The following is a 16,169-nucleotide window of genomic DNA, read 5'->3' on the forward strand; positions in this document are numbered from 1 at the left end:
ATACAAATGTATTATCCTTTATATCATAATATTTTAGCACATTTTTTTTCTTATCTAAACAACATTGTCTTTAAAATACATATAAATTACTACTCCATAAAACCTACTAATCTCCGGCATAACTTTATTTTTTTTACCCTTACAACAAACTCTTAAACCTCGGCCTCCTCGGTGTCACATTGCCCAATCTCTCTATCTTGGCTGCTTCATAATCACTAAAGTTGCCCTCAAAAAATACCACTTGCGAATCATCTTCAAATGCCAGGATATGGGTCGCCAATCTGTCTATGAACCATCTGTCGTGAGATATGACCAATACACAACCCGCAAAACTTTCAATGGCTTCTTCGAGCGCACGCAAGGTATTGACATCGATATCGTTGGTGGGTTCATCCAGAAGCAATACGTTACCACCTTCTTTGAGCGTCATAGCCAGATGCACCCTGTTGCGCTCACCGCCTGACAACACACCTACTTTTTTCTGCTGATCTGATCCTGAGATATTAAATTTACTCAAATAGGCCCTGACATTTACCTGTGTTTTGCCTACCATGATCAGTTCCTGTCCTTTTCCTACCGCTTCCATGACTGTCAGATCCGGCTTGAGATCGGCATGTGATTGATCCACATAACTTAGTTGCACGGTATCACCGATGGTAATAGTTCCACTATCCGGTTTTTCTACACCCATGATCATCCTGAAAAGTGTGGACTTACCTACTCCGTTGGGACCAATGATGCCTACGATGGCATTTTTAGGTATAGAACAATTGAAATTATCTATTAGAACCCTTTTCCCGTATGCTTTGGATACACCAGTGATATCGATCACTTTGTCCCCAAGGCGGTCGCCCGGTGGTATAAAGAGTTCGAGTTTAGCTTCTTTTTCTTTGGCTTCTTCATTCTGTAGTTTATCGTACGCATTCAGACGGGCTTTTCCTTTGGCCTGCCGCCCTTTAGCACCCATTCTTACCCAATCCAATTCGCGTTCCAAAGTCCTGCGTCTTTTTGATTCTGTCTTTTCTTCCTGAGCTAATCTCTTAGCTTTCTGATCCAGCCATGATGAATAATTGCCTTCCCAAGGTATGCCTTCACCCCTATCCAACTCCAGAATCCATCCTGCCACATTATCCAAAAAATATCTGTCGTGGGTAACAGCGATCACTGTACCCGGAAAGTTTTTGAGATACTGCTCGAGCCAGTGTACTGACTCAGCATCGAGGTGGTTGGTAGGTTCATCCAGTAACAAGATATCAGGTTGACTAAGCAACAGCCGGCACAAAGCCACCCTGCGTTTTTCACCGCCGGAACAGACACTGATTTTAACATCTCCTTCGGGACAGCGAAGTGATTCCATGGCTGTCTCCAGTTTATGATCTATATTCCATGCGTCGTAATGATCCATTTTTTCCATGAGTTCACCCTGAACTTCAATAGCTTTCATCATTTCGTCATCATCCAGTGGCTCACAAAGTTTATTGTTGACATCTTCGTACGCCTTAATTGTATCCATAATGTGCTGTACACCTTCTCCTACCACTTCCCGTACCGTTTTGCTATCATCAAGCTGAGGTTCCTGCTCCAGATAACCAATTTTATAATCCTTGTCAAAAGTTACTTTACCTTGAATATTGGTATCCAGTCCGGCTATGATTTTGAGCAAACTGGATTTACCGGAACCATTGAGACCCAAGACCCCTATTTTTGCTCCATAATAAAAGGAAAGCCAGATATTTTTTAATACTGTCTTTTGTGGTGGAAAGGTCTTCGTAACACCTTCCATAGAAAAAATCACCTTATTGTCTGCCATAATTTTACTTCATTTTAAAAAGCAGGCAAAGGTAAGGTTTATTGTAAATAATTTGAATCAAAATACAAAATATCTCCTTACCTTCGCTATCATTTTGACACACACAAATTGGAAAATAACGATCTTCGCAAAGATATCAATCCCAATGGCCTGATTTTGTTATGGGCATTTGCCGAATCGGGAATCGGAGGCATTTTACATGCACTCAAATTGCCTTTTACAGGTATTTTTGTAGGTGGTATTGCCATTATCTGCATAGCATTGTTGTCATATTTCACCAATAACAGACTGACCATATTAAAAGCATTGGGTGTGGTGGTGTTGGTAAAGTTTACTGTCAGTCCGCACTCTCCTTGGCAGGCATATGTGGCGGTGGTATTTCAGGCATATCTCGGGTATTTTCTATTTAAAACCAACAACCACTTTAAGATAAAATGTTTTTTGCTGAGTGTCATCTGTATGCTTGAGTCAGCTGTACAACGTATACTGATTATGATGCTGATATATGGGACAAATTTTATGAAAGCCATTGACAAAGCGGCCCTTGCTTTGGCACAATCTCTGGGATTGAGCGATCTTCCTTCATTGGTAATCAGTGTATTTGGATTGTATATTGTTGTCCATATAGCTGTTGGCATTGCCATAGGATGGTGGCTGCCGTCTATTCCTGATCGATTGTGGCTACCGGAACTAAAAGTTCCTGACAGTCCGAATCTATCACCGCATGTGGTCAGAAAAAAAGGATTATTAGCCATTTTGTCGGGATATATTATACTGGCGGTTATACTTTTTATCATCAAGTTGCTGGTGCCGGAAATGCCGGCTTCATCTATATTCTTCATTTTTGTCAGATCATTGTTTGTGAGTTTTGGACTTATTTTTATTGTCGGTCCGATCATCAAATCTTTCATTTTGAAATATTCCACTGACAAAACACTTAAGAATCAGGCACTATTTAAAGAGATTGTCAATGATATTCCGGATTTTACCTCCAAAGCCATCTCACTCGTCAATTTTGTAAATAGGGAATACAGCGGATTTCAAAAATTTAAGATATATATTTTGGGCTTGCTGCAATTGTCCCTAAGGTATAAAAAATGAATCATGCTGATCAAATGACCACATCCAACATTATTATATTCACAGGCCCGGTAAAAAGTGGTAAAACAACTTTTTTAGTGAACCAACTGAAAAATCGAAATGATTGCGGTGGTTTTTTGACACCTGACATCAATGGAAGAAGGCATTTTTTCAGATTGGACACCAAAGAATGTTTGCCTTTCGAACTTGAAAAGCCATCTGATGGAAAACAAATTGTTGAAGTGGGACCTTATCAATTTGACAAGAATATTTTTGACCTGGGCAATCACCTGATTTCAAATTTCTACAATAACAAGCATAACTTTTTCGTCATAGATGAAGTGGGCAAACTGGAATTAAAAGGGGAAGGATTTGATCCGGTTCTTATGAAAATATTTCCATTAACCAATCAAGATCAAAATATAACTTTCATACTTGTCGTAAGGGATTATCTCGTAAGAGATGTAATAAAAAGATATAAAATTCAGGCAACCATCATTGAAATAGAAATATCTGAAGCCCTGGCTTCAAGAATTAATTTACAAGGTCAGGGACACACTCAGACGGCGGCACCCGACCATAATCAATAGAAAATGTGCTGCTGAACAACATAAATATCAATAACATACAAAATAATATATTAATTTTTTAATTAATACAAACCGTATTCCTACCTTTGCTCAAAAATTTATACATTTCTGATGAAGTTATATATTTTTTGTATTTCAATATTTTTATTTTCAAGTTTTGATGTATCAAATTCTATTGGAAATAAAATAGATGCTTTTAATGGTGTGGCTGTTTATTTCAATGGTCCGGACTTCACTCATGTGTCCGGACGGAATGTGACCCCTGATGGATATAACCTTGGATTAAAGTTCCAGTGTGTCGAATTTGCAAAAAGATATTATTACCAGGTTTTTGACCATAAAATGCCAAATGCTTTTGGTCATGCCAAAGATTTTTTTGACAAATCGCTTCCTGACAAAGCTTTCAACAAAAAAAGGGGATTGATGCAATACAGAAATGTCCGCGAATACAAACCTCAGGTCCATGACCTCCTGGTATATGATGGTTATCCCGGAAATAATTTTGGCCATGTAGCCATTATTTCTAAAGTAAGTGAAAATGAAATCGAATTGATTCAGCAAAATATGGGGTACAAAACCAGGCTTAAAATTCCGCTTGTCAATTTCTATCAGTATTGGACCATAGCAGACTACAACATACTCGGATGGTTGAGAAAAGAATAATCCAGTCAACTGAAATCCATATCCATCTTATTAAAATTGCCGGAGGTCATCAATAAAATATTGTGGTACTCAAACTCTTTATCTGTAATACGGTTTTTTAGTTTTTTTTCATCAGTAAATACTTCCAGGTGTGAATGACCAAATGATGTCATCAAAAATGACTCATCCAATGGTGGCATGTTTTTCATTTTCAGCGTATGTTCATTGAAAAACACAATGGCTTTGTCAGCACTTTTCAGGGAATCGGCATATTTTGGAATAAAATCTTTATTCAGACTCGAAAATGTATGCAATTCCAGTACCGCAAGTAGTTTCTTAGTGCCAAACCACTCTTTAAATGCATCTGTGGTAGCTTTGACTTTACTGGGAGCATGGGCAAAATCAAGATATACTACCCTTTTATCATTTCCTGTGACTTTTTGCAGCCTTTTACTCGCTCCTTTAAAATCCATGATGGCAGTCATAAATTCGCTGCCATGTATACCTAGACTCCGACATACCAACATTGCTGCTTGCATATTGCGCAAGTTATGCTCACCAATCGTAGATATCGAATAGGTTTTATCTTCAAATACAACTTCCGATTGATTTTCAAACTGTTATAGGGCAAGGCTTCAGGATGTTTTGATTGTTCCACTATGTCACAGAGCACCGCATCAGGTTCAAAATAAAAAAGTTGGCTGTTGTGTTCCATTGATTTGATAAAAATCAGAAACTGTTCTTTATAATTATCAAAAGTAGGAAATACATTCATATGATCCCAAGCAATACCGGTAATCACAGCAATATGGGGTTTGTAATGATGGATCTTGGGTACTCTGTCAATAGGACTGCTCAAATATTCATCTCCTTCGATGATGATGATCGGTGCATCTGTGAGTTTGACCATCCGCTCAAAGCCCTCCAATTGAGCGCCGACAAGATAATCAAAATCAAGCCTATGCTTTTGGAGCACGTGCAATATCATAGCTGTGGTAGTAGTTTTACCATGACTTCCGGCTACTACTACCCTTTTTTTGTCAAAAGCATGCCGGTATATGAACTCAGGGTAAGAATACACTGGAATGCCATAAGATTGAGCTGCGATCAGTTCCGGATTATCAGCTTTTGCGTGCATGCCTAGGATAACAAAGTCAATTTCTTGTGAAATTTTTTCAGGATTCCAGCCAAAATTTTGGGGAAGAATCCCGGCGTTTCTGAGGCGGGTCAATGATGGTTCATATATTTCATCATCTGACCCTGATATATCATGTCCTGTGGCTTTCAGTTCAAGTGCTATATTATGCATCGCTGCACCTCCTATAGCTATAAGATGTATTCTCACGGATTAATTTTGAAGATCAAAGGTAAAAAAGGCACTTAAAATGACCCAATAATTGTTAAACTTTAGATAAACATTTGACATTTGGTGATAATATTTACTTTTATATGGTCATATTGCAATATTTTTGTATTCAATTACGTTGTTTCATTCAAAGATTCAAAATATTATGTTTAATAGAAATAGGAAATTTGCAATTTTGGCCATAGGCTTATTTGTTTTATCCGTTACATTTTCTTCATGTAACAGAGGAGGATATGGTTGTCCTTACGAGCTAAAATCTCCAATCAAAATCAACCTCTCTTTAGTAAAATAATAAAATTTATGGTTTGGAAAACACTAGACTCTCTGCAGGGTTTAGATACGCTGTTGCATGAGTCGATGTCCAAAAACATTGTAATCTTCAAACACAGTACAACTTGTTCTATCAGTCACATGGCAAAGATGAGATTGGAAGAAAACTGGGATTTGGATGATTTGGATATCTACTATCTTGACCTAAAAAAGTATAGAAATGTATCCGATGCTATTGCTGAAAAGTTAAGTGTCCACCACGAATCACCTCAAATATTGCTCATTAGAAATAAAGAATGTATTTATGATGCTTCGCATTTTGATATTTCTGTCAATGAACTGAAAGAAAGTTTACTCTGGGGCACCACACCATCTTTATGATCAAAACTTCCGACGACGGGTCTCATACTGTTGTTTCAGAAAAATTCCAGGTTACATACCATTCCATACATGGTGCCATCACTGAAAGTAAAGTGGTATTCATAGAAGCCGGGCTTGAATATTTATATCAAAGTAAAAAGAACAATATTTCAGTTTTAGAAATGGGTTTCGGTACTGGCTTGAATGCATTTATGACTGCTCTATGGGCCGAAGAAAAAGATGTGAATCTTTCTTACACCGGAATAGAAGCTTACCCGATTTCGGAAGATAATTTTACACAATTAAATTTTGCCGATTTTTTGGGCTCCAAAGACTTATTTCTAAAAATACACCATGCACCCTGGAATCAAAAAGTAACTTTGTCGCCCCATTTCAATGTGCAAAAAATTGAAACAAAGTTGCAGGATTATAAGAATGATGACTTGTATGATGTCATTTTTTATGACGCTTTTGGTCCCGGAGCACAGCAAGAACTTTGGGAAGCTGTAATGATGGACAAAATGTTTAAAATCCTATCTCCGGGTGGATTGTTGGTTACCTATTGCGCTCAAGGACAGTTCAGAAGAAACTTAAAACAAGCAGGATTCACAGTAGAAAAGATACCAGGACCACCAGGTAAAAGAGAAATGACTCGTGCATTAAAGCCAGAATGAAGAGAAAAAAATAAAGGGTTGAAATTCAACCCTTTATTTTTTTTACAGAATTATTTTTTAAGTACGTCCCGAATCGGATATACTCTCCATACTATCTGACAGCCTGAGCTTTATCATTGAGCTTTTTAAGTTGTCTTTTAATATTTTCCAAAGCTTCATCAAATGAAGCCTCGAATGTTTTCTCTGTATTGGATGCCATCAAAGTACTGCCGGGAACAGTTAATTTGATATCTATCACTTTGTCTTTCACCTGACCGGAATTCTCAAGCTTAAGGTACACTGTGGATTGAATAATTTTTGGATAAAACTTATCCAGTTTTTGAAGCTTATCACTTATATAATCCTTCAATTTTTGATCGGCGGTGAAATGCACCGTCTGAAATGTAACTGTCATACTTCAAAAAAATTTTATTGTTAAAAAATAAATTCCAAATTTAGTGTTGTACTCTCACCTCTGATTTACTGATATTCAAAACATAGTCTTCATGACATTTTGTATGAATAAAGATATGTAAAATAAATCAAATAAACAAGCTTAAGTTCTAAAATTAACATTTTTAATTGTACTTAATAAATGCAGGAATCTTTAACATATTGATTTAGATTTAATTACTTCATAACAACCTCTCATTGATTTATATCATATATCATTATGATTAAAAACATCTGCCTCAATTTTTTCTTGGATGCGCTCTACCATATGCTTCTTTCAACTTTGAAATACTATTGTGTGTATATACCTGAGTGGCTGCAAGATTGGCATGTCCCAAAAGCTCTTTGATGGCATTTAGCTCAGCTCCGCGATCCAGCATATGTGTTGCGAATGAATGTCTCAATACATGAGGACTTTTTTTCTCCAGAGTAGTCACCCCTGAAAGCTTCATGTGCACAATCGTATGTACCAACCTGGGATAAATACGGTTCCCTTTCTGTGTCAGAAAAAGTGCATTCTCCGGATTTTCAGTAAACGAATGGTTCATCACAGTCAAATAATGTTGTACTGAGTCAGTCAAGTCATTTGTCATAGGTATACTGCGCACTTTATTTCCTTTTCCTGTCACTCTGATTTCACCACGGGCAAAATTAATATCTTGGACATTCATACCCACAAGTTCTGCACGCCTTATGCCTGTAGAGTACAGTAGCTCTACTATAAATTTATTTCTCACTTCAGAGTAAACGTCCTGCTTAGTATCTGAAGTAAGGTTATCTTCGAGCAGCCTTTCAATATTGGCATCATTTACTATTACCGGCAGTCGTTTTGCTTTTTTGGGTGCCATTACCTTTTGCATGGGATTATTTGTAGTATACTTTTTTTTTATCAACCATTTAAAAAATGTCCTTAATGCTGAGATTTTTCTATTGACAGTCGCTGTATTGATTTTTTCAGTCATCATACTTACCATCCAGCTCCTGATCATAAGATGACTGACATCAGGCACTCTTTGAGTTTCAAAAGTACGAAAACAAAAATCAGTAAACTGCTCAAGATCAGTGGTATATGCCGCTGTACTATGACTGCTGTATTTTTTTTCAACTGTCAAATATGCTGTAAATTCAGAGATGCGTTCTTTTAAGATCAAAATAGTAAATATTTTGGCACAAATTATAAATAAATATAATATGTAAGCCAATTAACTTTAATATTTTGAAAAAAAACATTGAATCCACATGAAATTGTGATCAGGTAGTCTCATTTAATACCGGCAATGCAACATAACCCTTGTAAGCGTCATCATCAGGAAAAACTACATTGGTATAATCCTCTACTACATTGTACAGAGTATCTCTCTCCACCGGATTTCGTCCTACCCTTTTTATCATTTTGACGAGCTGCTCAGTGGTGAGTGCCGGATTTTGTTCTTCACTTCCAGCCATAGAGTATATTTTTGTGGTATCATCAATAGTACCATCTATATCGTCAACTCCAAAAGCCAATGACAATTGGGCCATATCCCTGCCTATCATAGGCCAATATGACTTTATGTGATCAAAATTGTCAAGATAGATCCTTGAAATGGCGTAATTGCGCAGGTCTTCAACAGATGATACTACTGGAATGTGAGACAACTGATTATTTTCATTTCTGAATTTCAAAGGGATAAATGTTTGAAAACCATTTGTCTTATCCTGCAATTGCCTCAGTTGATCAAGATGATCTACTCTATGCCAATATTTTTCGATATGTCCATAAAGCATAGTGGCGTTAGATTTTCTTCCTAATCCATGCCATATCTCATGAATCCTTAACCATTGCTCACCACTGCACTTGCCTCCTGCTATCTGATCCCGGATTTCAGGATGAAATATTTCAGCACCACCACCCGGCATAGAATCCAGCCCTGCATCTCTCATCAGTTGCATACCTTCTTCATAAGATATTTTTTCTTTTTTAAACATATAATGATATTCTACCGGAGTCAATGCTTTGATATGAAGCTCCGGTCTATGCTGTTTGATCGCTTTAAACAAATTTGTATAAAACTTCACATCGTATTGTGGCAAAACTCCACCAACTATATGCACTTCGGTCACAGGCCGATCATCATATTTCCTGATCATTTCCATCATTTCGTCATGGGTATACTCCCATCCGTCTTCTCTTTTTTTGATCAATCTGGAATATGAACAAAAAGTACAGGTATAGAGACATACATTGGTAGGCTCTAAATGAAAATTCCTGTTAAAATAGGTATTGTTGCCGTGTTTTTTTTCACGTATGTAGTTTGCAAGACTTCCTGTGAATGAAATATTTCCTTCATTAAAAAGCAGTAATGCATCTTCATTGGAAATTCTTTCGCCATGAAAGACTTTTTCAGCTATGGTCCTGAGTTCAATGGAGATGCCTGGTGCTTTAAGCAGAAAATCAGGATCTGAATTTGTCAGCATAAAAATAGGTTTTTAATGAAACACAAAAAAACAAAGGTTGTTTGGGTGTATCCCATTTTTGCACTGTAATTGTTTCAACTGCCCGCTACCCTCATTCCCTAAAGAGCCTGTCAAGCTACGCTTGAGACGACCCATCCTTTAACTATTAACTATTAGGATAATCCACTAAATTGGAAACTTAAAAATTATATAATATAGTGGAATTTTGGGATACACCCGGTTGTTTAAGGTTAAAAAATCATAACTTTACGCATCAATTTGCAGGTACTATAAGATGCTTTCTATCCTTATCCCTATATACAATCAAGATGTCAGACCTTTGGTTTATACCTTGTCCAAACAATGCAACAAGCTGAAAATCAGGCATCAAATCCTTTGTTTTGATGATTTTTCAGATCAGAAATATAAGGATATTAATCAGGAACTTGCATTTAAAATTGATATCAATTACACTGAAATACCTGAAAACCTGGGACGAAGCCGAATCAGAAACTGGTTGGGCAAAGCAGCTTATTTTGAGTATTTATTATTTTTGGATGGTGATACAGTGATCAAATCCAAAGATTTTATTAAACAATACATCGATCATGCCAAAGAAGATTTTGTCATCTATGGTGGCAGAAATTACCAGCAAAATAAACCTAAATCAAAAAAGAAAATTCTTCATTGGAAATACGGAACAAAAAAAGAAGCATTGTCTGCTAAAAAAAGACAAAAAAATGCCTGGCTCAATTTTCAGTCCAATAATTTTTTGATACCGCAGAAAATATTCGCAAAACAAATGTTTGATGAGTCAGTAGAAGGTTATGGTTATGAAGATTTGTTGTACGCCAGAAAATTACAGCAGGATGGAATCAAAATAGAACATATCAATAATCCCACGCTACATGATGGGCTTGAAATCAATACCGTTTTTATCAAAAAAACAGAAAATGCTATAGATAATCTTGTTAAGATCTATCTCAAATTTCCAGACATAAACACTAGATTGACAAAAGGGTATGAATATATAAAAAACTATGGTTTGCTAAGCTCTTTTGAATGGACTTATTCAAAAATGAAAGATAAGATTCAGAAAAATATGCTGTCTGACAATCCATCTGTTTCGTTATTTAATATGTGGAAACTACATCTGTTTGATGAAAAGCTTAAGGCTTTAAATCTTGAAAGTTTAAAAGATAAAAAATGAGTATTAACCATTAAAATTTCATGAAATAATGTGTACAAAAATCATACACGGATTACTGTTGCTTTTTATCCTGAGTTCGTGCAAATCAAATAAAAACACTCATGTAAGGTCAATCCAAAAAATAGAAGTATTTGATCATGAAATGTTGAGCGTTGTCGACACATCATCCATTATTGAAGTCTTAGCTGATGGATTTACCTGGTCAGAAGGACCATTATGGTTAAAGTCAGAAAATATGCTCATTTTTACAGATGTGCCTGAAAATAAAATCTATTCGTGGGATGAAAAAAATGGGAAGAGACTTTACTTATATCCTTCAGGATTTACAATAAATGATACCCGAGGTGGCAAAGAAGGTGCCAATGGCCTTGCCCTGAATGCCAATAATGAGCTCATACTTTGTCAACATGGAAATCGTACGGTAGCGAAAATGTTAACTCCATTATCTTCACCAAAAGACAGTTTTCAGTTCCTCACACAGAAATTTAACGATAAGAGATATAATAGTCCAAATGATCTGCATATAGCAAAAAATGGCGATATGGTTTTTACTGATCCACCTTATGGATTGCCTGGTCAAGATCAGGACAGTATTAAAGAACTGAAATTCAATGGTGTATACAAGCTTAGTTCAGATGGAGTAGTAACGCTCTTGGATAGTACTTTGACTCGTCCGAATGGCATAGCCTTAAGTCTGGACGAAAAGATATTGTATGTCGCAAATTCAGACCCTGAAAAAGCCATATGGAAGAAGTACTTATTGGATGATAACAAAAAGATTATTTCCAATTCGTTATTTGCAGACAAAACATGGATGGTAGCTAAGCATAAAGGATTGCCTGATGGTCTGAAAATCAGCTGTAAGGGTTATGTTTTTGCTACAGGACCTGGTGGCGTTTTAGTATTTAGTCCTAATGGAAGTCATTTAGGCACCTTTAATACCGGCTATGCTACTGCCAATTGTGCATTGGATCATGATGAATCTTATCTTTACATGACAGCACATAACTATTTGATGAGGGTTAAACTGCGTAGATTTACAGGTAATTAGTGTATAATGAATATGTCTCAAGATCATCCGATTGCCTGAACGATCTTGGACCGCCCAGTGTAAAACGGTAATAAAAATTGATTTGTCTGTAAGTTACAATATTGCTTCAAAGCACTTAATATGTTTTGTATCAGGCAATAAAACTTGTCAATTTTGGCATATCATAAGACCTTAAATCTAGAGGATATTTAAACTTTTATCATTTGGCTCCAAGCGGCAAATTTAATTTTATCCAGAGTTATATTTTTCGCTTTAGCTTCCAACTTATATTCAATATTCGCTGCGAGCAGCTGCTCGCAGTTCCTTCATAATTGAGTAAAGTATTTTACTCAATTCTCGTCACAGACGAGACAATTCAGTCATCTTGACCAAAATTAAATCTCCTCGCATTCGCTTAAAAATAAAAATTTAAACATACTCTTTCTTACAACTTATGGTCTGGCTACGACTAGCTTGAAGGCCTTGCCAATATGATCGATTATGTCTGAAGCAATCAGACTTTCATGACTTTGTTTTTTTAATGCCAGATCACCGGCAAGGCCATGGATAAAAACTCCCAGTATTGCAGCATTATCTGAACTGTATTTTTGAGCAAGCAAAGATGTAAGGATGCCTGTAAGCACATCTCCACTTCCGGCAGTTGCCATCCCGGGATTGCCGGTACTGTTGATATATTCTGTGCCGTCTTTTGTAAAAACCCTGGTATACGCTCCTTTCAGTATGATATAAATACCATGCTTTTTGGCCTTAATTCGGGCTAAAGTATGTCTTGAAGTATCATCTTCTGAGATTCCAAATAGTCTGTCAAACTCCTTGGGATGTGGTGTAATGATGCTATTTTTGGGCACGGACCTCCACAAAGCATCATCAGTAGCCAGAATATTAAGTGCATCCGCATCCAAGATCAACGGTTGAGTCTGCCTGGATAAAAGTTGGGCTAATGCTTTTATTGATTTTGGGTGGGTGCCTAAACCGGGGCCTATGCCAAGAGTAAATCCAACGCTATCAGCGGAAAAAGAACTGAAGCATAGGTATCCACTGCATACTACCATAGCTTCCGGAATAGTTTCATGTATGATTTCTCTGCCGATCTCCGGTACACATGCTGTGACCAAGCCGGCACCCGATTTCAGGCATGCTTTTGTAGCGAGAATGGCCGCACCTATTTTACCCTCGCTACCGGCGATAATCAATGCATGGCCAAAATCACCCTTATGCTGGTATCTGGTTCTTTTTTTGTAAATTTCGTTAGCAAATTGAAGGTCTATCAAAAAGAGGTGAGTGGCTGCACTTTCCGGAAATTTTGGATGCAATCCTATGTCACCAACTGTCCAACCAGAACAAAAATTCTCATTTTCTCTGATAAAAAAACTCCGTTTGGGTATTTGAAAGGTGAATATATGATCAGCTCGAACCGCCACTCCGGGGCATACACCATCAGCCGGCAATCCTGAAGGAATATCAATAGAAAGGATGGTGTTGTTTTGTTTATTGATATGAATAGCCAATTCTTTCAGCATTCCGTCAAGTGGCTTATTGGCTCCTGTGCCAAGCAATGAATCAATGATGATGGCTTGGGATTTAAATACCGGTAACTGATCATGAATAAACTCAATACTCACATCTCCGCATTTCATCAATCGCCCCAAATTAATATCAAAATCTACGCTGTCTTCTTTACCAATACGATAAATATATACACGAACCTCATAAAATCTGTCTCTCAGTAATCGGGCAACCGCCAAGCCATCACCACCATTATTGCCATTACCACAGACTATAATTATTGGTACTTCTGCGTCGGGATAGTTAAGTTCAAACCAATGGGCGAAGCAAAGAGATGCCCTTTCCATAAGGTCGATGGAAGAAATGGGTTCATGTGTGATGGTGTATTGATCCCATTCTCTTATTTGTGCAGATGTAAGGATTTTCATACAAAATGGGTTTATAATTAGTTCTACTTTGTCAAATAATACAGACTTTCAGGTTGATTGGAAACTGTTGGGTTAACCCAACAGTTGTGATTCTTGTCTTTACATTTATCTATCTTTAACTATGACAAAATATCAGGTTTCCTGTTGATTACAATTTGATGAAAGTGTAATTGACTTAGATTTTTGAAGGCGACAAAGTAAAATTGGTCATTAAAAACTATCATCTTCATCTTCAAGATACATATCCTTATAATCATCAATATCCCTTCTCTCCTTTTTTGTAGGGCGGCCTTCGCCTTTTTCTCTGTACTCTGTTCCGGACTTTCCGACAAACCAATCCTTATATTTATTGAGTTCATCCTGCGGAGTCAAGTCGTCAAAACATGGCGCCGCCAAAGTAGCTGATACTCTTTTTTCAATCAGATGATTCACTTTGAAATTTAAATTGAATCCATTTTTTTTTACTTCCAATATTTCTCCGACGACGACCATATAGGATGGTTTGAGTGATACTCCACTCAATTTTATTTTTCCGGCTCTGCAAGCATCCGTCGCCATAGTTCTGGATTTGAACAGACGTACAGCCCAAAGCCATTTATCAATCCTGACTTTTTTAAGATCAGTCATCAGATTTATCTAATGTAGGCAATTGAGGATTCATAGCTTCAAGCGTTTCAAGGACTTTGGTTGCTATAAAATAATTGCGATAATATCTTTTGTCGCATGGTGCTATATGCCATTCGATATTACTTTTGTTGATGGCGTATTCATAACATTTCATATATTCCTCCCAATGGTCATTTTCATCCCAGTCTGCCTGATTATGCTTCCAATTTTTTGTTGGATCATCAATACGTTCCTGCAGTTTTTCTTGTTGTCTTTCTTTCGAAATATGCATGTAAAACTTCAAGACTTTAGTGTTATTGTCAAATTCAATTAGTTCTTCAAATGCATTAATGGCAGTCATTCTTTTTTCTACCCTCTCTTCTGTGATCCATTTGTGGACCCTCTGAATAAGAATATCTTCATAATGTGACCTGTTAAAAATCATAATATTACCTTTTTGAGGTGCTAATTTATGCACTCTCCATAAGAAGTCATGTGCAAATTCTACTTCCGTAGGCTTCTTGAATGCATATGCATCAATCCCTGATGGATTACAATCCGCAAATACGGTTTTTACGGTACCATCTTTACCACTCGCATCCATCCCTTGTAATACAACTAAAAGGCTTTGTTTGCCTTCAGCATAAAGTTTATGTTGCATTTCCCCGATTTTATTTACCAATTCTGCCGTTTTAGCTTCTATCTTTTTTTTATTGGCTGATTCCGGTGCATCTGTGGGTATAGTTGATAATTTTATAGACATAACTTTTTATTTAATGGTTATTTCATTTTATTTCTTTTTACTAAATAATTTTGCAGAATCGGTGCAAATCCTTCATTGATATCTGCTTCTATGAATTCAATTTTATATTGCAGACATTTCATTTTTAAGGCGTTTTTATAATTATTGACTTTTTCGACATACATATCCTTGACTTGATGATGTTGCAATTTGATTTCTTCTCCAGACTCCATATCGATAAATAAGTATGGTCTATTTTCAAATTCGAACTCAAGTTCCCGTTTTTTATCTACTACGTGAAATAAAAGTACTTCATGTTTTGCATACTTTAAGTGCTGGAGTGCAGAAAATAAATCTTCACTTGTTTCATCACTATCAAACATGTCGCTGAAGATCACTACCAAAGACCGTCGATGAATACTATCTGCAAGCTGGTGCAATGCTTTTGCAGTTGCTGTATGTTTTCCTTGTTTGTTATCTTTAATCAATCCGTCCAGATAAGTCAGCAACAAACGGTAATGTGTAGTAGCTGACCGGCATTTGGTATGAATTTTTACTTCATCATCAAAAATACTCAATCCAAAAGCATCCCTTTGTTTACGAAGGAGATTCATCAGGGATGCGGCAGCTAATGCTGAAAATTGCAATTTATTAAGTGACTTTTCAGATGCGTCTTCAGGAAAATACATGGAAGAAGATGAATCTATTATGATCTGGCATCGGAGATTGGTTTCTTCTTCAAATCTCTTGGAAAACATTTTATCTGACCTTGCAAATACTTTCCAATCTATGTCCTTTGTAGATTCGCCGGCATTATATATTCTATGTTCTGCAAATTCAACAGAAAAACCATGAAAAGGACTTTTATGCAGACCTATTATAAAACCTTCTACCACTTGTTTGGCAAGCAACTCAATGTTTTCAATTTGCCTGACATCAAAATTATCAAAAAAACTCATATTTTAT

At 36.6% G+C, this 16,169-nt stretch carries 15 protein-coding genes and 1 pseudogene; 7 read left to right on the forward strand and 9 right to left on the reverse strand.

Annotated features, from left to right (window positions below; genetic code table 11):
* Positions 1–139: 139 nt before the first annotated feature.
* Entirely contained in the window at positions 140–1,810 is a 1,671-nt protein-coding gene (gene ettA, locus IPK35_13435; GenBank protein ID MBK8054237.1) for an energy-dependent translational throttle protein EttA, read from the reverse strand.
* Positions 1,811–1,918: 108 nt separating this feature from the next.
* On the opposite strand from ettA, the gene IPK35_13440 reads away from it, so the two are divergent.
* The 3 genes from IPK35_13440 to IPK35_13450 all read left to right on the forward strand — a co-directional run bounded on the left by IPK35_13440 (position 1,919) and on the right by IPK35_13450 (position 4,143).
* The gene (locus tag IPK35_13440; GenBank protein ID MBK8054238.1) at positions 1,919–2,911 is read left to right on the forward strand and encodes a hypothetical protein; all 993 of its coding nucleotides are present in this window, start codon (positions 1,919–1,921) and stop codon (positions 2,909–2,911) included.
* Entirely contained in the window at positions 2,908–3,480 is a 573-nt protein-coding gene (locus IPK35_13445) for a hypothetical protein (GenBank protein MBK8054239.1), read from the forward strand. Before IPK35_13440 ends, IPK35_13445 begins: the two co-directional genes overlap by 4 nt.
* 111 nt (positions 3,481–3,591) lie before the next feature.
* On the forward strand, positions 3,592–4,143 hold the full coding sequence (locus IPK35_13450) for a CHAP domain-containing protein (protein MBK8054240.1): 552 nt from the start codon (positions 3,592–3,594) through the stop codon (positions 4,141–4,143).
* 5 nt (positions 4,144–4,148) lie between these two features.
* Here the strand turns inward: IPK35_13450 and IPK35_13455 are convergent.
* Positions 4,149–5,467: pseudogene (locus IPK35_13455) on the reverse strand (peptidoglycan synthetase).
* A gap of 321 nt (positions 5,468–5,788) precedes the next feature.
* Between IPK35_13455 and ytxJ the strand changes: the two are divergent.
* Together ytxJ and mnmD are read left to right on the forward strand one after the other, a co-directional pair.
* Positions 5,789–6,139, forward strand: a complete 351-nt coding sequence (ytxJ, locus tag IPK35_13460) for a bacillithiol system redox-active protein YtxJ (GenBank protein MBK8054241.1) — start codon at positions 5,789–5,791, stop codon at positions 6,137–6,139.
* Positions 6,136–6,792: a tRNA (5-methylaminomethyl-2-thiouridine)(34)-methyltransferase MnmD gene (mnmD, locus tag IPK35_13465; protein ID MBK8054242.1), complete on the forward strand. Its 657-nt coding sequence runs from the start codon at positions 6,136–6,138 to the stop codon at positions 6,790–6,792. Before ytxJ ends, mnmD begins: the two co-directional genes overlap by 4 nt.
* Positions 6,793–6,883: 91 nt before the next feature.
* Here the strand turns inward: mnmD and raiA are convergent, their stop codons facing one another.
* From raiA to mqnE, 3 genes are all read right to left on the reverse strand, one after another.
* Positions 6,884–7,186, reverse strand: a complete 303-nt coding sequence (gene raiA / locus IPK35_13470; GenBank protein ID MBK8054243.1) for a ribosome-associated translation inhibitor RaiA — start codon at positions 7,184–7,186, stop codon at positions 6,884–6,886.
* 277 nt (positions 7,187–7,463) lie between these two features.
* Positions 7,464–8,375 carry a tyrosine-type recombinase/integrase gene (locus IPK35_13475; protein MBK8054244.1) on the reverse strand — a complete coding sequence of 304 codons (912 nt, stop codon included), beginning with the start codon at positions 8,373–8,375 and terminating at the stop codon, positions 7,464–7,466.
* A gap of 100 nt (positions 8,376–8,475) precedes the next feature.
* Positions 8,476–9,681 carry an aminofutalosine synthase MqnE gene (mqnE, locus tag IPK35_13480; GenBank protein MBK8054245.1) on the reverse strand — a complete coding sequence of 402 codons (1,206 nt, stop codon included), beginning with the start codon at positions 9,679–9,681 and terminating at the stop codon, positions 8,476–8,478.
* Between the two features lie 274 nt (positions 9,682–9,955).
* Between mqnE and IPK35_13485 the strand changes: the two genes are divergently transcribed.
* Both IPK35_13485 and IPK35_13490 read left to right on the forward strand, forming a co-directional pair.
* Positions 9,956–10,870: a glycosyltransferase family 2 protein gene (locus tag IPK35_13485; protein MBK8054246.1), complete on the forward strand. Its 915-nt coding sequence runs from the start codon at positions 9,956–9,958 to the stop codon at positions 10,868–10,870.
* Between the two features lie 28 nt (positions 10,871–10,898).
* Positions 10,899–11,921 carry an SMP-30/gluconolactonase/LRE family protein gene (locus IPK35_13490; protein MBK8054247.1) on the forward strand — a complete coding sequence of 341 codons (1,023 nt, stop codon included), beginning with the start codon at positions 10,899–10,901 and terminating at the stop codon, positions 11,919–11,921.
* A gap of 431 nt (positions 11,922–12,352) precedes the next feature.
* On the opposite strand, the gene IPK35_13495 is transcribed toward IPK35_13490, so the two are convergent.
* From IPK35_13495 to IPK35_13510, 4 genes are all read right to left on the reverse strand, one after another.
* Positions 12,353–13,855, reverse strand: coding sequence for an NAD(P)H-hydrate dehydratase (locus IPK35_13495; protein MBK8054248.1), 1,503 nt, complete (start codon positions 13,853–13,855; stop codon positions 12,353–12,355).
* 210 nt (positions 13,856–14,065) lie between these two features.
* Complete coding sequence (locus tag IPK35_13500) at positions 14,066–14,482, reverse strand: RNA-binding S4 domain-containing protein (protein ID MBK8054249.1); 417 nt, start codon at positions 14,480–14,482, stop codon at positions 14,066–14,068.
* Positions 14,475–15,224: a polyphosphate kinase gene (locus IPK35_13505; GenBank protein ID MBK8054250.1), complete on the reverse strand. Its 750-nt coding sequence runs from the start codon at positions 15,222–15,224 to the stop codon at positions 14,475–14,477. Before IPK35_13505 ends, IPK35_13500 begins: the two co-directional genes overlap by 8 nt.
* Positions 15,225–15,241: 17 nt before the next feature.
* Positions 15,242–16,162, reverse strand: a complete 921-nt coding sequence (locus tag IPK35_13510) for a DUF58 domain-containing protein (GenBank protein ID MBK8054251.1) — start codon at positions 16,160–16,162, stop codon at positions 15,242–15,244.
* Positions 16,163–16,169: the final 7 nt, after the last annotated feature.

This window comes from Saprospiraceae bacterium, from assembly GCA_016713025.1.
Lineage (GTDB): Bacteria > Bacteroidota > Bacteroidia > Chitinophagales > Saprospiraceae > OLB9.

Coding starts and splice junctions, on each gene's coding strand:
- IPK35_13450 (MBK8054240.1), top strand. CDS start 3,592: ATGAAGTTATATATTTTTTGTATTTCAATATTTTTATTTTCAAGTTTT.
- raiA (MBK8054243.1), bottom strand. CDS start 7,186: ATGACAGTTACATTTCAGACGGTGCATTTCACCGCCGATCAAAAATTG.
- ytxJ (MBK8054241.1), top strand. CDS start 5,789: ATGGTTTGGAAAACACTAGACTCTCTGCAGGGTTTAGATACGCTGTTG.
- mqnE (MBK8054245.1), bottom strand. CDS start 9,681: ATGCTGACAAATTCAGATCCTGATTTTCTGCTTAAAGCACCAGGCATC.
- mnmD (MBK8054242.1), top strand. CDS start 6,136: ATGATCAAAACTTCCGACGACGGGTCTCATACTGTTGTTTCAGAAAAA.
- IPK35_13485 (MBK8054246.1), top strand. CDS start 9,956: ATGCTTTCTATCCTTATCCCTATATACAATCAAGATGTCAGACCTTTG.
- IPK35_13505 (MBK8054250.1), bottom strand. CDS start 15,224: ATGTCTATAAAATTATCAACTATACCCACAGATGCACCGGAATCAGCC.
- IPK35_13490 (MBK8054247.1), top strand. CDS start 10,899: ATGTGTACAAAAATCATACACGGATTACTGTTGCTTTTTATCCTGAGT.
- IPK35_13510 (MBK8054251.1), bottom strand. CDS start 16,162: ATGAGTTTTTTTGATAATTTTGATGTCAGGCAAATTGAAAACATTGAG.
- ettA (MBK8054237.1), bottom strand. CDS start 1,810: ATGGCAGACAATAAGGTGATTTTTTCTATGGAAGGTGTTACGAAGACC.
- IPK35_13495 (MBK8054248.1), bottom strand. CDS start 13,855: ATGAAAATCCTTACATCTGCACAAATAAGAGAATGGGATCAATACACC.
- IPK35_13500 (MBK8054249.1), bottom strand. CDS start 14,482: ATGACTGATCTTAAAAAAGTCAGGATTGATAAATGGCTTTGGGCTGTA.
- IPK35_13445 (MBK8054239.1), top strand. CDS start 2,908: ATGAATCATGCTGATCAAATGACCACATCCAACATTATTATATTCACA.